Annotated in this window: 11 protein-coding genes; 6 read left to right on the top strand and 5 right to left on the bottom strand. The window is 62.5% G+C overall.

Translation table 11 applies throughout. The features are described from left to right. Positions 1–453: 453 nt before the first annotated feature. The 5 genes from H6B31_RS06155 to H6B31_RS06135 all read left to right on the top strand — a co-directional run bounded on the left by H6B31_RS06155 (position 454) and on the right by H6B31_RS06135 (position 6,839). Positions 454–1,701: a methionine gamma-lyase family protein gene (locus H6B31_RS06155; protein WP_204897742.1), complete on the top strand. Its 1,248-nt coding sequence runs from the start codon at positions 454–456 to the stop codon at positions 1,699–1,701. A gap of 199 nt (positions 1,702–1,900) precedes the next feature. Further along, positions 1,901–2,488: a sporulation protein YunB gene (gene yunB / locus H6B31_RS06150; protein WP_204897741.1), complete on the top strand. Its 588-nt coding sequence runs from the start codon at positions 1,901–1,903 to the stop codon at positions 2,486–2,488. 135 nt (positions 2,489–2,623) lie between these two features. Beyond that, the gene (gene ligA, locus H6B31_RS06145; RefSeq protein WP_204897740.1) at positions 2,624–4,597 is read left to right on the top strand and encodes an NAD-dependent DNA ligase LigA; all 1,974 of its coding nucleotides are present in this window, start codon (positions 2,624–2,626) and stop codon (positions 4,595–4,597) included. Positions 4,598–4,709: 112 nt separating this feature from the next. Continuing rightward, positions 4,710–5,663 carry a DMT family transporter gene (locus H6B31_RS06140; protein WP_204897739.1) on the top strand — a complete coding sequence of 318 codons (954 nt, stop codon included), beginning with the start codon at positions 4,710–4,712 and terminating at the stop codon, positions 5,661–5,663. A gap of 51 nt (positions 5,664–5,714) precedes the next feature. After that, on the top strand, positions 5,715–6,839 hold the full coding sequence (locus tag H6B31_RS06135; RefSeq protein ID WP_204897738.1) for a DUF362 domain-containing protein: 1,125 nt from the start codon (positions 5,715–5,717) through the stop codon (positions 6,837–6,839). Positions 6,840–6,920: 81 nt separating this feature from the next. Here H6B31_RS06135 and H6B31_RS06130 read toward each other — a convergent pair whose 3' ends face one another. Beyond that, a complete protein-coding gene (locus H6B31_RS06130) occupies positions 6,921–7,964 on the bottom strand; it encodes a tyrosine-type recombinase/integrase (RefSeq protein ID WP_204897737.1) in 1,044 nt (347 codons plus the stop codon). A 572-nt stretch (positions 7,965–8,536) separates the two neighbouring features. Between H6B31_RS06130 and H6B31_RS06125 the strand changes: the two genes are divergently transcribed. Continuing rightward, on the top strand, positions 8,537–9,277 hold the full coding sequence (locus H6B31_RS06125; RefSeq protein WP_204897736.1) for a DUF554 domain-containing protein: 741 nt from the start codon (positions 8,537–8,539) through the stop codon (positions 9,275–9,277). Between the two features lie 121 nt (positions 9,278–9,398). Here H6B31_RS06125 and H6B31_RS06120 read toward each other — a convergent pair whose 3' ends face one another. The 4 genes from H6B31_RS06120 to H6B31_RS06105 all read right to left on the bottom strand — a co-directional run bounded on the left by H6B31_RS06120 (position 9,399) and on the right by H6B31_RS06105 (position 14,178). Further along, entirely contained in the window at positions 9,399–12,026 is a 2,628-nt protein-coding gene (locus H6B31_RS06120) for a cation-translocating P-type ATPase (RefSeq protein WP_204897735.1), read from the bottom strand. 379 nt (positions 12,027–12,405) lie between these two features. Continuing rightward, on the bottom strand, positions 12,406–12,891 hold the full coding sequence (ispF, locus tag H6B31_RS06115; RefSeq protein ID WP_346014041.1) for a 2-C-methyl-D-erythritol 2,4-cyclodiphosphate synthase: 486 nt from the start codon (positions 12,889–12,891) through the stop codon (positions 12,406–12,408). Further along, positions 12,888–13,625: a 2-C-methyl-D-erythritol 4-phosphate cytidylyltransferase gene (gene ispD, locus H6B31_RS06110; RefSeq protein ID WP_204897734.1), complete on the bottom strand. Its 738-nt coding sequence runs from the start codon at positions 13,623–13,625 to the stop codon at positions 12,888–12,890. Before ispD ends, ispF begins: the two co-directional genes overlap by 4 nt. A gap of 76 nt (positions 13,626–13,701) precedes the next feature. Then, the gene (locus tag H6B31_RS06105) at positions 13,702–14,178 is read right to left on the bottom strand and encodes a CarD family transcriptional regulator (RefSeq protein ID WP_087289571.1); all 477 of its coding nucleotides are present in this window, start codon (positions 14,176–14,178) and stop codon (positions 13,702–13,704) included. Between the last annotated feature and the right edge of the window lie 680 nt (positions 14,179–14,858).

Below are 14,858 nucleotides of genomic sequence, written 5' to 3'. Positions count from 1 at the left end.
CTGTCCCCCCACCGCACAACTTGAGCCCCACCGCCCCAAAGGCGCTTTCAGCCAGGGGAGTGCCATGCCTTCGTCTCCTGCCCAGTGAGCGGCAGCGAAAGACGAGGGAAAAGCAATCAGCTGAGCCACCCGCGCCTTTGCGTTGACTGCCAAGGTATCTTAATTGGGGCCCCCGTAAAATGGGGGTCCAGGGGCCGACTCCCCTTGTCAAGGGGAGATGGCCGAAGGCCAGAGGGGATAGGGAGGGCAAATATGGGCACAAAGTGCCCATCCTGAGCTCACCTCCTGGCGGCTTTTTGGTTTCTTTTTGGCCGTCCAAAAAGAAACTCGCTGCCGACTGCGCCCGCAGGCGCGTTTCGGAGCGCAACCGCCCGCAGGGCGGCTCTTAGCGCGGAGATAGCGGCGAAATCTCACCCAAGATAAACAAGAAAAATAAGAGGAAGTAACCAAATTATGAGCTTACAGATCAGCGAAAAAGTAAGAGAACTGGGCCGCCAGGCCCAGGAGGAGTTAAAAGACCAGTTCGCCCGCATCGACGCCATCGCCGAGGAGAACGCCGCCCGGGTGCTGGACGCCTTCCAGACCCACCGGGTAGCGGAGGGCTACTTCGCTGGCACCACCGGCTACGGCTACGACGACCTGGGCCGGGACAAGCTGGACGAGATCTACGCCCAGATCTTCGGCACCGAGGCCGCCCTGGTGCGCATCCAGTTCGTCAACGGCACCCACGCCATCGCCGCCGCCCTGTATGGCTGTCTGAAGGCGGGGGACGTGCTGGTGTCCGCCGTGGGGGCCCCCTACGACACCCTGCTGGGGGTGATCGGCGCGGTGGACAAGGGACACGGTTCCCTGAAAGACTACGGCATCGAATATCGGCAAGTAGAACTCCTTGACAACAAGCCCGACCTGGAGGGGATGGCCAAGGCGGCCGCCGACCCCCGGGTGAAGGCGGTGCTCATCCAGCGCTCCAAGGGGTACTCCACCCGTGCCTCCCTGTCGGTGGCGGAGATCGGGGAGATGTGCCGCGTGATCAAGGAGGCCAACCCCAATGCGGCGGTCATCGTGGACAACTGCTACGGGGAGTTCGTGGAGACCATCGAACCCACCCACGTGGGGGCCGACCTGGTGGTAGGTTCCCTCATCAAAAACCCCGGCGGCGGCCTGGCCCCCACCGGCGGCTACATCGCCGGGCGGCGGGACCTGGTGGAGGGGGCGGCCATGCGCCTGACGGTGCCCGGCATCGGGGCGGAGTGCGGCTCCACCCTGGGGAACAACCGCCTGCTGTACCAGGGCCTGTTTCTGGCTCCCCACACGGTGGCCCAGGCGGTCAAGACCGCCGTGTTTGCCGCCCGGGTGATGGAGCTCCTGGGCTATGAGACTGAGCCGGTGTCCTCGGCGGTGCGCCACGACATCATCCAGATGATCCACATGAAGGAGCCCGAGGCTTTGAAGAAGTTCTGCAAGGGCATCCAGTTCGGAGCCCCGGTGGACTCCTACGTCACCCCGGAGCCCTGGGACATGCCCGGTTACGACTGCCAGGTCATTATGGCGGCGGGCGCCTTCATCCAGGGGGCGTCCATCGAGCTGTCCGCCGACGCCCCCATGCGGGAGCCCTACACCGTATACCTCCAGGGCGGCCTCACCTTCGAGTCGGGCAAGCTGGGGGTCCTGCTGGCGGTGGAGGAGCTGCTGAACCACTAAAAATTGAAATAGGCCAAGCCGCCGGGCGCATATCCTCTCTTGATGGGAGGGGAGGCGTATGGACCTGCTTTGGCGGCTGCGGCGGTATTTCCGGTCCCGGCGCCCGCTGCGCCCCCGCAGATGGAGGGGCGGGCGCTCCGGGGCGGCTCCCGCGCGGGCGCGCGGGAGGCGGCCCAGGCCCTGGCAGGTAACTCTGCTGGTGGGTATCCTACTGGCCGCCGCGGTCATCGGCTTTCTGGAAGCCCGGCTGCGGCCCATGGTGGTGACGGCGGCCCAGGCCCAGGCACAAAACGCCATCGCCGGGGTGATCGAGCACACCATCTGGGAACAGCTGGGGGAGGAGGAGATCACCTACTCGGATCTGGTGACCATCCAGCGGGACTCCGCGGGGACCATCACCGCCCTGACCACCAACACGGCGGCTATGAATCAGCTCCGGGCGGAGCTGATCGGGGTGGTGCTGAAGGCCCTGGACGGGGTGGACGTGTCCCAGATCCAGATTCCCCTGGGCAGTCTGGTGGATCTGGACCTGCTGTGGGGCCTGGGGCCCACCATGAAGGTCCACGCCATGACGGTGGGCACGGTGGAGGGGGAATTTCAAAGCCAGTTCTCCTCCGCCGGGGTGAACCAGACCCTGCACAAGATCGACCTGGAGCTTGAGGTCCCCCTGACCCTTATGCTCCCCGGCGGAGCGGTGGAGACGGTGTGCGAGACCCAGATTCCCATCGCCGAGACCGTCATTGTGGGGCAGGTGCCCCAGATTTTTTTACAAAACGGGGGATTATAATTGAGACAGGCAGAACGGCCCCCGTCGCTGTTTTCTATTGCCTTTCGAACCCGGTAGGGGATGGGGGCTTGCCCCTCCCGCTCGACCTGCGGGCGCACACTGTGCGCCCCTACAAAAGATCCAGGAGGAACATTGATGGACATTCAAGAGGAGATCCAGGCCCTTCGCCGGGAGCTGGAGCAGGCCAACTACGAGTACTATGTACAGGATAACCCCAGCATGTCGGACTACGACTACGACCACAAGCTCCGCCGGCTGGAGGAGCTGGAGGGGGAGCACCCGGAGCTCATCACCCCCGATTCCCCCACCCAGCGGGTGGGCGGAAAGCCCCTGGAGTCCTTCACCCAGGTGGTCCACAAGGTGCCTCTGGAGTCCCTCCAGGACGTATTTGACTATGACGAGCTGCGCCAGTTCGACCAGCGGGTGAAGGGCGTGGTCCCCAACGCGGTATACGACGTGGAGCCCAAGGTGGACGGCCTGTCGGTGGCCCTGGAGTATGAGAACGGTCTGTTTGTCCGGGGCGCCACCCGGGGGGACGGCCAGGTGGGGGAGGACGTCACCGAAAACCTGCGGACGGTGAAGTCCATCCCCCTGCGCATCCCGGACGCTCCCAGCCAGCTCATTGTCCGGGGGGAGGTCTATATGCCCAAAAAGGTGTTCCACGCCCTCAACGAGGAGCGGGAGAGAAGGGGAGAGGCCCTCTTTGCCAACCCCCGGAACGCCGCCGCCGGCTCTCTGCGGCAGCTGGACCCCAAGGTGGCCGCCTCCCGAAAGCTGGACATCGCGGTCTTTAACGTCCAGTGGGCGGAGGGGGAGACGTTCCGTACCCACCTGGAGACACTGGACTATTTGAAATCCAAGAACTTTAAAGTGATTCCCCATTACAGCGCGGCCACCATTGAGGAGGCGGTGGACCGGGTGGCCGCCATCGGGGAAAACCGGGAGGAGTTCCCCTTTGACATCGACGGGGCGGTCATCAAGGTCAACGACCTGAGCCAGCGGGAGGCCCTGGGCAGCACCGCCAAGTTCCCCCGGTGGGCGGCGGCCTATAAGTACCCCCCGGAGGTGAAGCCCTCCAAGGTGGTTGACATCGTCATCCAGGTGGGCCGTACCGGGGTGCTCACCCCCAAGGCGGTGCTGGAGCCGGTGCGGCTGGCGGGAACCACCGTCACAAACGCCACCCTCCACAACCAGGATTTTATTACGGAGAAGGACGTGCGCATCGGGGACACGGTGCTGGTGCGCAAGGCGGGGGAGATCATCCCGGAGATCCTCTCCGTGGTAGGGGAGAAGCGGCCCGAGGGGACCGTCCCCTATGTGTTCCCCACGGTGTGTCCTGTGTGCGGGGCCCCCGTGGAGCGGGACGAGGACGGGGCCCACATCCGCTGCACCGGGGCCGAGTGCCCCGCCCAGCTGCTGCGGAATCTGGCCCACTTCGCCTCCAGGGACGCCATGGACATTGAGGGCCTGGGCATCGCTGTGGTGGAGAACCTGGTGAACGCCGGTTTGGTCAAGACCCCCGGGGACCTGTACTTCCTGAAGGCGGAGGACGTGGAGCCTCTGGAGCGGATGGGCAAGAAGTCCGCCCAGAATCTGATTGCCGCCATCGAGCGCTCCAAGGGGCAGGACCTGTCCCGGCTGCTGTACGCCTTCGGCATCCGGCAGGTGGGGCAGAAAGCGGGGAAGATTCTGGCCGCCCGGTTCCGTACCCTGGACGCCATCCAGAGCGCCACGCTGGAGGAGCTCACCGCCGTGGACGACATCGGGGCCATCACTGCCCAGAGCATTCTAGACTGGTTTGCCAGCCCCCAGAGCCAGCACCTCATTGCCCGCCTGAAGGAGGCCGGGGTGAACATGACGGCGGCGGAGCAGGGGAGCGACCAGCGCTTTGCGGGCATGACCTTTGTGCTCACCGGCTCTCTGGAGCACTTCACCCGGGACCAGGCCTCCGCCCTCATTGAGGAGCGGGGGGGCAAGTCCGCCTCCTCCGTGTCCAAAAAGACCACCTACGTGATAGCCGGGGAGGTGGCGGGCTCCAAGCTTAGAAAGGCCCAGGAGCTGGGAATTCCCGTCCTCACCGAGGAGGAGTTCCAAAATCTTCTGGACTGACCGGCTCCGCTCTGTTCAAGTCCCTGATTTTGTGCTATAATCAACTCTGCCGGCGGGCGGGCCGTGTTGCGGTCCGCCCGCTTCCTACGCTGGAGAGAAAAGGGGAGCGGATATGAAACAGGGGTACATCTTTATTGCCATCGCCACCATCATGTTCAGCACTTTTGAGGTGGCCTTGAAGTATATCGCGGGGGAGATCAACTCCGTCCAGCTCACCTTCGCCCGCTTCTTCATCGGCTTTCTGTTCCTGGCCCCGCTGGCCTGGCGGACGCTGAAAAAGCGGGGGCTGTCTCTGGACCGGAAAAGCGTGGCCTATTTCGCCCTGCTGGGCCTGGTGGGCATCGCCATCTGTATGCCTATTTATCAGCTGTCGGTGAACTACGTGGACTCCGGGGTAGTGGCCGTCCTGTTCAGCTGCAACCCGGTGTTCGTCACCTTCCTGGCATTTCTGTTCCTGGGCGAGGCCATCCGGGGCCGCCACATCGCCGCTCTGGTGCTGGAGGTGCTGGGGACCGTGGCCATCATCAACCCCTTTGAGACCCGTCTGGACCCCTTCGGTGTGGTGCTGGCCCTGGCGGCCACCATCCTGTTTGCCATTTACGGGGTCATGGGAAAGAAAAAAGTGGCCCAGTTCGGGGGCTCAGTGGTCACCTGCTTTGGATTCCTGTTCGGCAGTCTGATCATTTTGGTGTTCATCGGCCTCACCCACATCCCGGCGGCGGCCCAGGCCATCACCGCGGCGGGACTGCCCGCCTTCGCCAACATTCCGCTGTTTGCCGGATATACCCTGGAAAACCTGCCCGTGGTGCTGTATGTGTCTGCTGGTGTGGCGGGCGTGGGCTTCTGCGCCTACTTCATGGCCATGGAGTACCAGCCGGCCAGTATTGTCTCTCTGGTCTATTTCTTCAAGCCAGCCCTGTCCCCGGTGCTGGCCTGGGCCCTCCATGGGGAGGAGATCCCTCTGAACATGCTGCTGGGCATCATTTTGATCGTGGCGGGCTCCTTCTGCGCCATTGTGCCTGGGGTGATCGAGACCAAGCGGGGCCTTGTCTTTTCCCGCTTCTGACCAATAGAAAAGTATTTTTGACAATTCAAAAAACGTGAGGAGAGAACCAAGATGCCAACATCCAAAGTTTATTTCACCGACCTCCGCACCCAGATCGGCGTCAGCCAGCTGGACAAGCTGGAGAAGCTGATCCGCGCCGCCGGAATCGGCGACATCGACTTTGACCACAAGATGACCGCCATCAAGATCCACTTCGGGGAGCCGGGCAACCTGACCTACCTGCGGCCCAACTACGCCAAGCGGGTGGCCGACGTGATCAAGTCCCTGGGCGGCCTTCCCTTCCTGACCGACTGCAACACCCTGTACCCCGGGCGGCGGAAAAACGCCCTGGAGCACATTGAGAGCGCCTATGAGAACGGCTTCACCCCCTACTCCACCGGCTGTCAGGTGATCATCGCCGACGGCCTGAAGGGGAGCGACGACATTGAGGTCCCGGTTCAGGGCGGGGAGTATGTGAAGACCGCCAAGATCGGCCGGGCCATCATGGACGCGGACATCTTCATCAGCCTGAGCCACTTCAAGGGCCACGAGATGACCGGCTTTGGCGGGACCATCAAGAACATCGGCATGGGCTGCGGAAGCCGCCGGGGCAAGATGGAACAGCACGCGGCGGGAAAGCCCAACGTCTCCGCCAAGCGCTGCGTGGGCTGCCGCCAGTGCGCCAAACAGTGCGCCCAGGACGCCATCTCCTATGGGGAGGACCGGAAGGCCTCCATCGACCACAGCAAGTGCGTGGGCTGCGGCCGGTGCATCGCCTCCTGCAACTTCGACGCCATTTCGGCAAAGAACGACTCGGCAATCCCGGATCTGAACCGGAAGATGGCCGAGTACGCCAAGGCGGTGGTGGACGGGCGGCCCCAGTTCCACATCAGCCTGGTCATTGACGTCTCTCCCTACTGCGACTGCCACGGGGAGAACGACATGGCCATCCTGCCCGATGTGGGCATGTTCGCCTCCTTTGACCCGGTGGCCCTGGATCAGGCCTGCGCCGACGCCTGCCTGAAACAGGAGCCCATCCCCGGCAGCCTGCTGGACGACAACATGCACGCCGAGGGCTTCTGCGACCACCACGACCACTTCAAAAACACTACCCCGGAGACCGACTGGAAGAGCTGCCTGGAGCACGCCGAGAAGATCGGACTGGGCAGCCGTAGCTATGAGCTGATCCGCGTATAAATCCCGAAACCCAACAAGGGCCAGAGGAACAATCCTCTGGCCCTTTTTCATTTTTTTGATGGCAGGTGGGAAGGGGAGAGGCTAGGTATTTTCTCCCTCTTTCTCCCCGTTTTCTTCTATTTTTCCCCGTTTTTTTACCTTTCCCAGGGGATTGGCCCGGGCGGCCGTGCGTAAATCGTCGTTGTCCACGTGGGTGTAGATCTGGGTGGTGTTCAGATGGTCGTGGCCCAGCACCTCCTGGAGGGTGCGCACATCCACGCCGTTCTGGAGCATCAGGGTAGCGGCTGTGTGGCGCAGTTTGTGGGCGGAATACTGGGTGCTGTCCAGGCCGGCGGCGGCCAGGTGCTTCTTCACCAGCTTGTGGACCGCCGCCCGGGAGATGCGCCGCCGGTTCTGCAAGGTCACAAAGAGGGCATTCTGGTCCACCAGGGTGAGCATGCTCCGCTCGGTGAGCCAGTCCTCCAGCGCGCTCTGGCAGGCCTCGTTGAGAAAGAGCATCCGCTCCTTGTTGCCCTTGCCCAGCACCCGCAGCTGATTGCCACGCACGTCGGTGACGTTCAGCCCTACCAGCTCAGAGATCCGCAGGCCGCAGTTTAAAAACAGAGTTAGGATACAGTAATCCCGGGCCTGATTGGCCCCGTCCACGTGGTCCAGGAGACTGACACTTTCTTCCAGATCCAGGTACCGGGGCAGCGACTTCTTCAGATGGGGCGAGTCCAGGTCCTGGACGGGGTTTTCGGAGATCAGCTTGGCCTTGTTGGTGAGGTATTTGTAAAAGGAGCGGATAGCGGCCACTTTACGGGCCCTGGCGGAGGCGGCCAGGCCGTGACGCTGGTCCGGGCTGTTGGGATGGATGACCCGGTCCCGGGACAGGTAGTTCATATAGGAGTACACGTCGCTGAGGGTGACGGAGCTGACAAGCTCCAGATCCACGTCGTCAATGGAGATCTGGTCCAGCGGCGTATTGCGGGCGACGCGGCCTTTGTCCAGCTTAAGGAAGCGGAAAAAGTTCCGCAGATCCAGAAAATATTCGTCCACGGTCCGGCGGGAGTGGCCCTGGATGGTCTCGTGGTAGACCAGGAAGTCCCGCAGGATGGGCGGTGCATCAGTGCGATAATCAGTCACAAGTAATCAAATCGTGCAGTAAAAGACAAGGAGCCGGACCTGGAGCACCGCAGGCTCCAAAGGCCTGAAATCCTGGAAAACTCGGGAGAGGGGCCATTTTGCCTCCCCTCAGGTCAACAAAATTTTTATTTTGTTGATCTATGTCTCAAAATTCATAGCCGCCCTCCCCGGCGGCTCTTCTGGCGCTCAAGGCTCCTTCCAGCGGCGGACGATTTGTGCCTCCCTTCTCTTCAGCATGGTTGGATTGTTTTTCTTATCTTACCACGGGCCCAAAGGTCCTGTCAACGGAAAACCACAGGTATGCTTAGGAAGCAAAACCGCTCCAGTGGTCCGGCCTGTATCTGCGCTGGAGCCGTCCGCCGCGCTGATCTGACACACTGCCCGCAGCGGCCGCAGTCCGCGCCGCCCCTGTCCCGACGGCCCCTTGCTTTCGAGCCGCCCCCACGTTAAACAGCGGTAAACAGCTGCCTCCCGCCGCTTGTCCAGTCTATTTTCGCGTGCTCCCTTTCCCTTCCCGGGAAAACCTGCTATAATTTCAAAGGACATAACGGAATTGACAGGGGGAATTCTCCATGATCGGCACGGGAACCATCGCCAACGTCCTGGCCATTATAGTGGGCGGCTCACTGGGCCTGCTGGCCAAGGGCGGCCTGAAAGAGCACTACCAGGAGGGTATTTTGAAGGCTCTGGGGCTGGCCACCCTGTTCATTGGGGCCTCGGGGGCTCTGGCGGGGATGCTGACCGCGGAAAACGGCGTTCTCTCCTCCGCCGGCACGGGCAAAACCCTGGCCATGATCCTGGCACTGGCCCTGGGGGCGCTGGCGGGCGAGTTCATTGACCTGGATCGGCGTATGGAGCAGCTGGGGGCCTGGCTGAAAGCCAAGGCTGACCGGGGCGGCGACAGCCAGTTCATCCAGGGCTTTGTCACCGCCTCCCTCACTGTGTGCATCGGAGCGATGGCCATTGTGGGCTCCATCCAGGACGGCCTCACCGGCGACGCGGCCACCCTGTACACCAAGTCCATCCTGGACTTTATGATCGTGATGATCTTTGCCTCCATCTACGGCAAAGGGGCCATCTTCTCCGCCCTGCCGGTGGGAGTGGTCCAGGGGGCGGTCACCCTCTGCGCCGGGCTGGTGGCCCCGGTATTCAGCGATGGGGTCATCGCCAACCTGTCTTTCCTGGGAAACATGCTCATCTTCTGCGTGGGGGTCAACCTGTGCTTCGGCACCAAGTTTAAAGTGGCCAACCTCCTCCCTGCCCTGGTTTTCGGGCCGGTGTTCCAGTGGGCGGTGTCCTTCCTTCCAATATAAATTGATGCGTTAACAGAGCCTCTCCGGCCGCTTCGGAGGGGCTCTGTTCTCTTTGACGGCGCAAAAATTGAGGCGGCCCCGGACTGGGACCGCCTCTGCAAAAGAAAGGAAAGGAAGATGGTCATCTCAGACCAACACACTTGCCGATCTGGATGACGACAGTGGGCAATAGGGCGAGCAGGGCGCACAGGCCGATCTGCTCCATGGTAAAGGGGGCCACCTGGAAGAGGCCGCTCAGGAAGGGCACAAACAGCACCGCCGCCAGCAGCACGACCCCCGCGCAGAAGGCGGCCAGACTGGCCTTGTTGCTCAGAAAGCCCAGGGCGAAGATGGACTGCCGTCCCCGGCAGTTGAAGCCGTGGAACAGCCGGGCCAGGGTGAGGGTGGCAAAGGCCAGCGTCATGGCCAGGGCGCTCCCCCCGCTGTTCAGGCCCATAAAGTAGGCGGCCATGGTGGCGGCAGCAATCAGCAGGCCGTACACGCCGATTCGGCCCATGAGGGACCGGCTCAGGATGGGCTCCTTGGGGTCCCGGGGCTTCTGGGAGAGCAGGTCGCCGGTGGCGGGCTCCACCCCGATGGCGATGGCTGGCAGTGAGTCGGTCAGCAGGTTGATGAACAGCAGGTGGACCGGCAGGAAGGGATTGGGCAGGCCCAGAATCGAGGTGACCAGCACACTGAAAATGCCCGCCATATTCCCCGAGAGCAGGAAGGTGATGGCGTTTTTGATGTTGGTGTACACGCCCCGGCCGTTAACCACCGCCTTGACAATGGTGGCAAAGTTGTCGTCGGCCAGAATCATGGCGGCGGCGTCCTTGGACACCTCGGTGCCGGTGATGCCCATGGCCACGCCGATGTCCGCAGACTTGAGGGCGGGGGCGTCGTTCACCCCGTCGCCGGTCATGGCCACGATCTTCCCCTTGCGCTTCCAGGCGTTGACAATGCGGATTTTGTGCTCCGGAGACACCCGGGCGTAGACGGACACGTGCTCCAGCTTCCGGTCCAGCGCCTGGTCGTCCAGCTCGTCCAGTTCACCGCCGGACAGGGCCTCGTCTCCCTCCTGGAGAATGCCGATCTGTTTGGCAATGGCGGAGGCGGTGACCTTGTGGTCGCCGGTGATCATCACGGTGCGGATGCCGCCCCGCTTGGCGTCGGCCACCGCCTGAACGGCCTCCGGTCGGGGCGGGTCGATCATGGAGATCAGGCCGATGAAGGTATAGTTCCGCTCATCCTCCAGGGTGACCTGCCTGGCTCCCGGCATCCCCCGAAAGGCGAAGGCCAGCACCCGCAGCCCCTGGCTGGACAGAGCCTGGTTCACCGCCAGGATCTGCTCCCGCCGCTCCTGCGTGAGCTCTACGACCCCTTCCGAGGTGAGCAGGCTCACAGACCGGTCCAGCAGCACGTCCAGGGCCCCCTTGGTGAGCATCACCGTCTCCCCCTCCTCCAGCACGTGGAGGGTGGACATGAGCTTCCGGTCGGAGTCAAAGGCCAGCTCGCACAGGCGGGGGTACTGGGCCCGGTAGGCCCGCTCCTCGATGCCCATGCGATCGCCGATCATAATGAGGGCCACCTCGGTGGGGTCGCCCACGGCGGTCCCCTTCTCCTCGTCGGTGGTGGCGTCGCTGGCCAGGATGGCGGCCCGGACCAGCCGCCGGTGAATGGGGTTCTCCAGCGTCAGCTCCTGGCAGGGAATGAGCTCCCCATCTACAAAGGCGGTTTGAGGGGTCATTTTGTTCTGGGTGAGGGTGCCCGTCTTATCCGAGCAGATCACCGACACCGCCCCCAGGGTCTCCACCGCCTTGAGCTCCTTCATGATGGCGTTCTCCCGGGCCATCTTCTGGGTGCCCATGGCCTGGACGATGGTGACGATGGAGCTGAGGGCCTCGGGGATGGCGGCCACCGCCAGGGCAACGGCAAACATGAGAGAGTCCAGGATGGCCTGGGTGCCGAACCCTCCCGCATGGTACAGGGACAGGGCGAACACGCCCACGCAGATGATGAGGATGATCATGGCCAGCCGGCGGCTGAACTGGTCCAGGCTCTCCTGGAGAGGAGTCTTGCGCCGCTGGGTCTGGTTCATCAGGGCGGCCACCTTCCCCAGCTCCGTGTCCATGCCGGTGCCGGTAATCACCACCAGGGCCCGGCCATAGGTGACCAGAGAACCGGAGAACACCAGGTTTTTTCGGTCCCCCAGGGCCACCTTGTCCCCTTCAATGACCGCCTCGGTCTTCTCCACCCCCTCGCTCTCGCCGGTGAGGGAGCTCTCGTTCACTTTCAGGGAGTAGTTATGCAGAATGCGGCCGTCGGCCACCACCATATCCCCCGCCTCCAGCTCCACAATGTCGCCGGGGACGATCTGGGCGGAGGGGATCACCAGCCGCTCTCCGTCCCGGAGCACCCGGGCGGTGGGGGCGGACATGGCCTTCAAGCTCTCCAGGGATTTTTCCGCCTTGCAGTGCTGGACGGTGCCCAGCACCGCGTTGAGGATCAGCACCGCAAAGATGACAATGGTGCTCTCCACATTGCCGGACAGCATGGAGATCACAGCGGCGGCAATGAGAATCACCACCAGCAGGTCCTTGAACTGCTCCAGGAACACCTGCCACACCGGCTTCTTTTTCTCCTCCCGCAGCGCGTTGGGGCCGAATCTCTCCAGCCGCTCCTGAGCCTGCCGGGAAGTGAGGCCCTCCTCCCTGCTCTCCACGGCCGCTAAGACCTGTTCGGGGGTCTGACCGTAATATCTGGACTCCATGGACACGTCTCTCCTTCCCTCCGCTGGACTATGCAGCCTCAGCGGATCTGGTTTGCATTTTAGAAGCGGTCGTCCGGGATCAGAGCGGGCTGCAAAGAAAAAAAGACTTCTGCGCAAACGTCTGCAAACAAACGCTTACGCAAAAGTCTTGTAACCGAAACTCTCGGCGTCCGCTGCCAGGCTTGCATTTCAAGCCGGGATGTTGACAGCGGCCCTGCACTACTCCCTTTTGCTTCCGTGAAGCTAGTATACCAGCCATGGGTTTCCCTGTCAAGGCGGAAATGAAGTTTTTTTGTTAAGAACCTGCAAATTTTGCTTTTTCAACCTTGGCATGTATAAACGCAAGAGGCGAAACGAAGTTTCGCATCAAGTTTCTTTGCTACTTTCTTTTCAAAGAAAGTAGGGCGACGGCGTGGGCGGCGATGCCCTCCTCGGCGCCGGTGAAGCCCAGCTTCTCCTCAGTGGTGGCTTTCACGTTCACCTGGTCCGGCTCCACCTTCATCCGGGCGGCCAGGTTGTCCCGCATTTTTTCAATATAGGGGGCCAGCTTGGGCTTCTGGGCCAAAATGGTGGCATCCACGTTGCCCACCTGGTACCCCTTCTCCTCCAGCAGCTCCACCACATGGTCCAGCAGCTTCAGGCTGTCCGCACCCGCGTAGGCCGGGTCGGTGTCCGGGAAGTGCCTTCCGATGTCCCCCAGAGCCGCCGCTCCCAGCAGGGCGTCCATCACCGCGTGGGTGAGCACGTCCGCGTCCGAGTGGCCCAGCAGTCCCAAGGTGTGGGGTACCTCCACCCCGCCCAGGATTAGCTTCCGGCCCTCCACCAGCCGGTGTACGTCGTATCCGTGTCCAATGCGCATAGTCATCCCAGCTCTCCCCTCTCCCGCGCGTCCAAAATGGCCTCCCCCACGATCAGGTCAAAGGGGGTGGTCAGCTTCAAATTCTCCCGGCTTCCCCGGGTGAGGGACACCTTCATGCCCAGCCGCTCCACGGCGGCGCAGTCGTCGGTGAGTACCTCCCCATCCTCCAGGGCCTTCTGCACCGCCGCCCGGATCAGGTCGGCCTGGAACACCTGGGGGGTCTGGACGGCAAACAGGGTGGAGCGGTCCACCGTCTCCACCGCCAGGCCGTTCTCCGAGCGCTTCACCGTGTCGGTGATGGGCACCGCCGGGGCAGCCGCCCCGGTCTGGGCCGCCCTGTGGAGGACCTCCTCCAGCACCTCGGGCGGCAGCAGGGGCCGGGCCCCGTCGTGGATGGCGATGAGCTCCGCGTCCTCCCGCACCTCGCTCAGCCCGGCCTGGACCGAGTGGATGCGCTCCTTGCCGCCCTTGATGACCTTGCGCACCTTGGTGAGGGCAAAGTCCTGGCAGATGCTGCCCACCTCCACCATCAGATCCTCCCGGGTGACCACGATGATCTCCGCGATGTCCGGGCACTGCTGAAACACCCGCAGGGTGTGCACCAGCACCGGCAGCTCCCCCAGGGTGGTGAGCACCTTGTCGATGCCCTCCATCCGCCGGGCGCTCCCGGCCGCCACCACCACGGCGGACCAGATATGTACCGATTTCTTCCGGCCCAGCCGGGAAAGAAGACCTGCCATCCTCTTGTTCCTCCTCCGCAAAAGAGGAGCCCTTCGGCTCCCCCTTGTCCAGTCTATGCGTTTTCCTTCTGTACAATTACGCCAGGGCCTGGTTGATCCGCTCCTCCACGTCCTCATAGCTGCTGCTCTGGCACATGACAATTTCCGAAATCAAGATCTGCTTGGCGGAGTGGAGCATCTTCCGCTCTCCAGTGGACAGTCCCCGGTCCACGTCCCGGAGCATGAGCCCCTTCACCACCTGGGCCACCTGGAACAGGTCGCCGCTCTTGAGCCGCTCCATATTCTCCCGGTAGCGCCGGTTCCAGTTATTGGTCATCTCCACATGGAGAGAGGCCATCTCGTCCAGCACCCGGTCGGCCAGAGCCCGGTCCACAATGGGCCGCACGCCGATCTCCTCACAGTGCTCCACAGGGACCATTACCACCATTGCCCGCACCGGCAGCTTCAGGATGTAGTAATCCCGCGTCACGCCGTTGACCTTCTTCTGTACAATACTCTCCACGATGCCCGCTCCGTGCATGGGGTGGACAACCTTGTCCCCAATGTGAAACACTGCTTACACCTCCCATTCTGTTTTGATTCGCCGGAATCCGGCGCATGTTTCACATTCCGATATTTACCCAAGAATATTATAGCCAGTTTTCCGGACTTTGACAAGTTCTCTGGGGAGTTCTCCAGAATTATTCCTTAATTTTAACATTTTTACACTCTTTCTCAAACACACTTCGCAGTCATTCGGCCGGAGCGCACACTTTTCCTATGCAGTTTTGTAGGGCGGGGGCTTGCCCCCGCCGCGTCTCTCCTGCTCTGTATTTTCGTAAGGCGTGAAAAGGTTCCGCCCTGCGGGGCGGGTTTCTTTTCCACGTGGAAAAGAAACCAAAAGACGCTAGGGGGCGGGCGCAATCGGCAGGATCGGCAAAGCCGCTCCTGCCTCCATGCCGCCCTCCCCCTAGAACCCCCATTACGGGGGACGCGTACTTGACGGATTTTGCAGAACTTCCGGCGCGCAAAATCTGAGTGGCTGATCTAAATTTCTGCCGGGCCACTGGGCCCTGGGTTTGCAAAAATTAGGGTGATGCGGTTCCACTCCCGCGCCTGGCTTTGCCGAACTAGCGCTTCTGATGCGGATTTATTTCTTGATGTAGGGGCGGCCCTTGCGGCCGCCCGAAAGCCTTCCCCCTAGGAGGGGGAAGGTGCCGAGCGCATGCGAGGCGGATGAGGGTGGGCTCTGGA

It is taken from the genome of Pseudoflavonifractor capillosus (assembly GCF_016899775.1).
Classification (GTDB): Bacteria; Bacillota; Clostridia; order Oscillospirales; family Oscillospiraceae; genus Lawsonibacter.
Note: the sequence above shows the minus strand (reverse complement) of the source record. Positions and strands in the feature narration are given on the sequence as shown.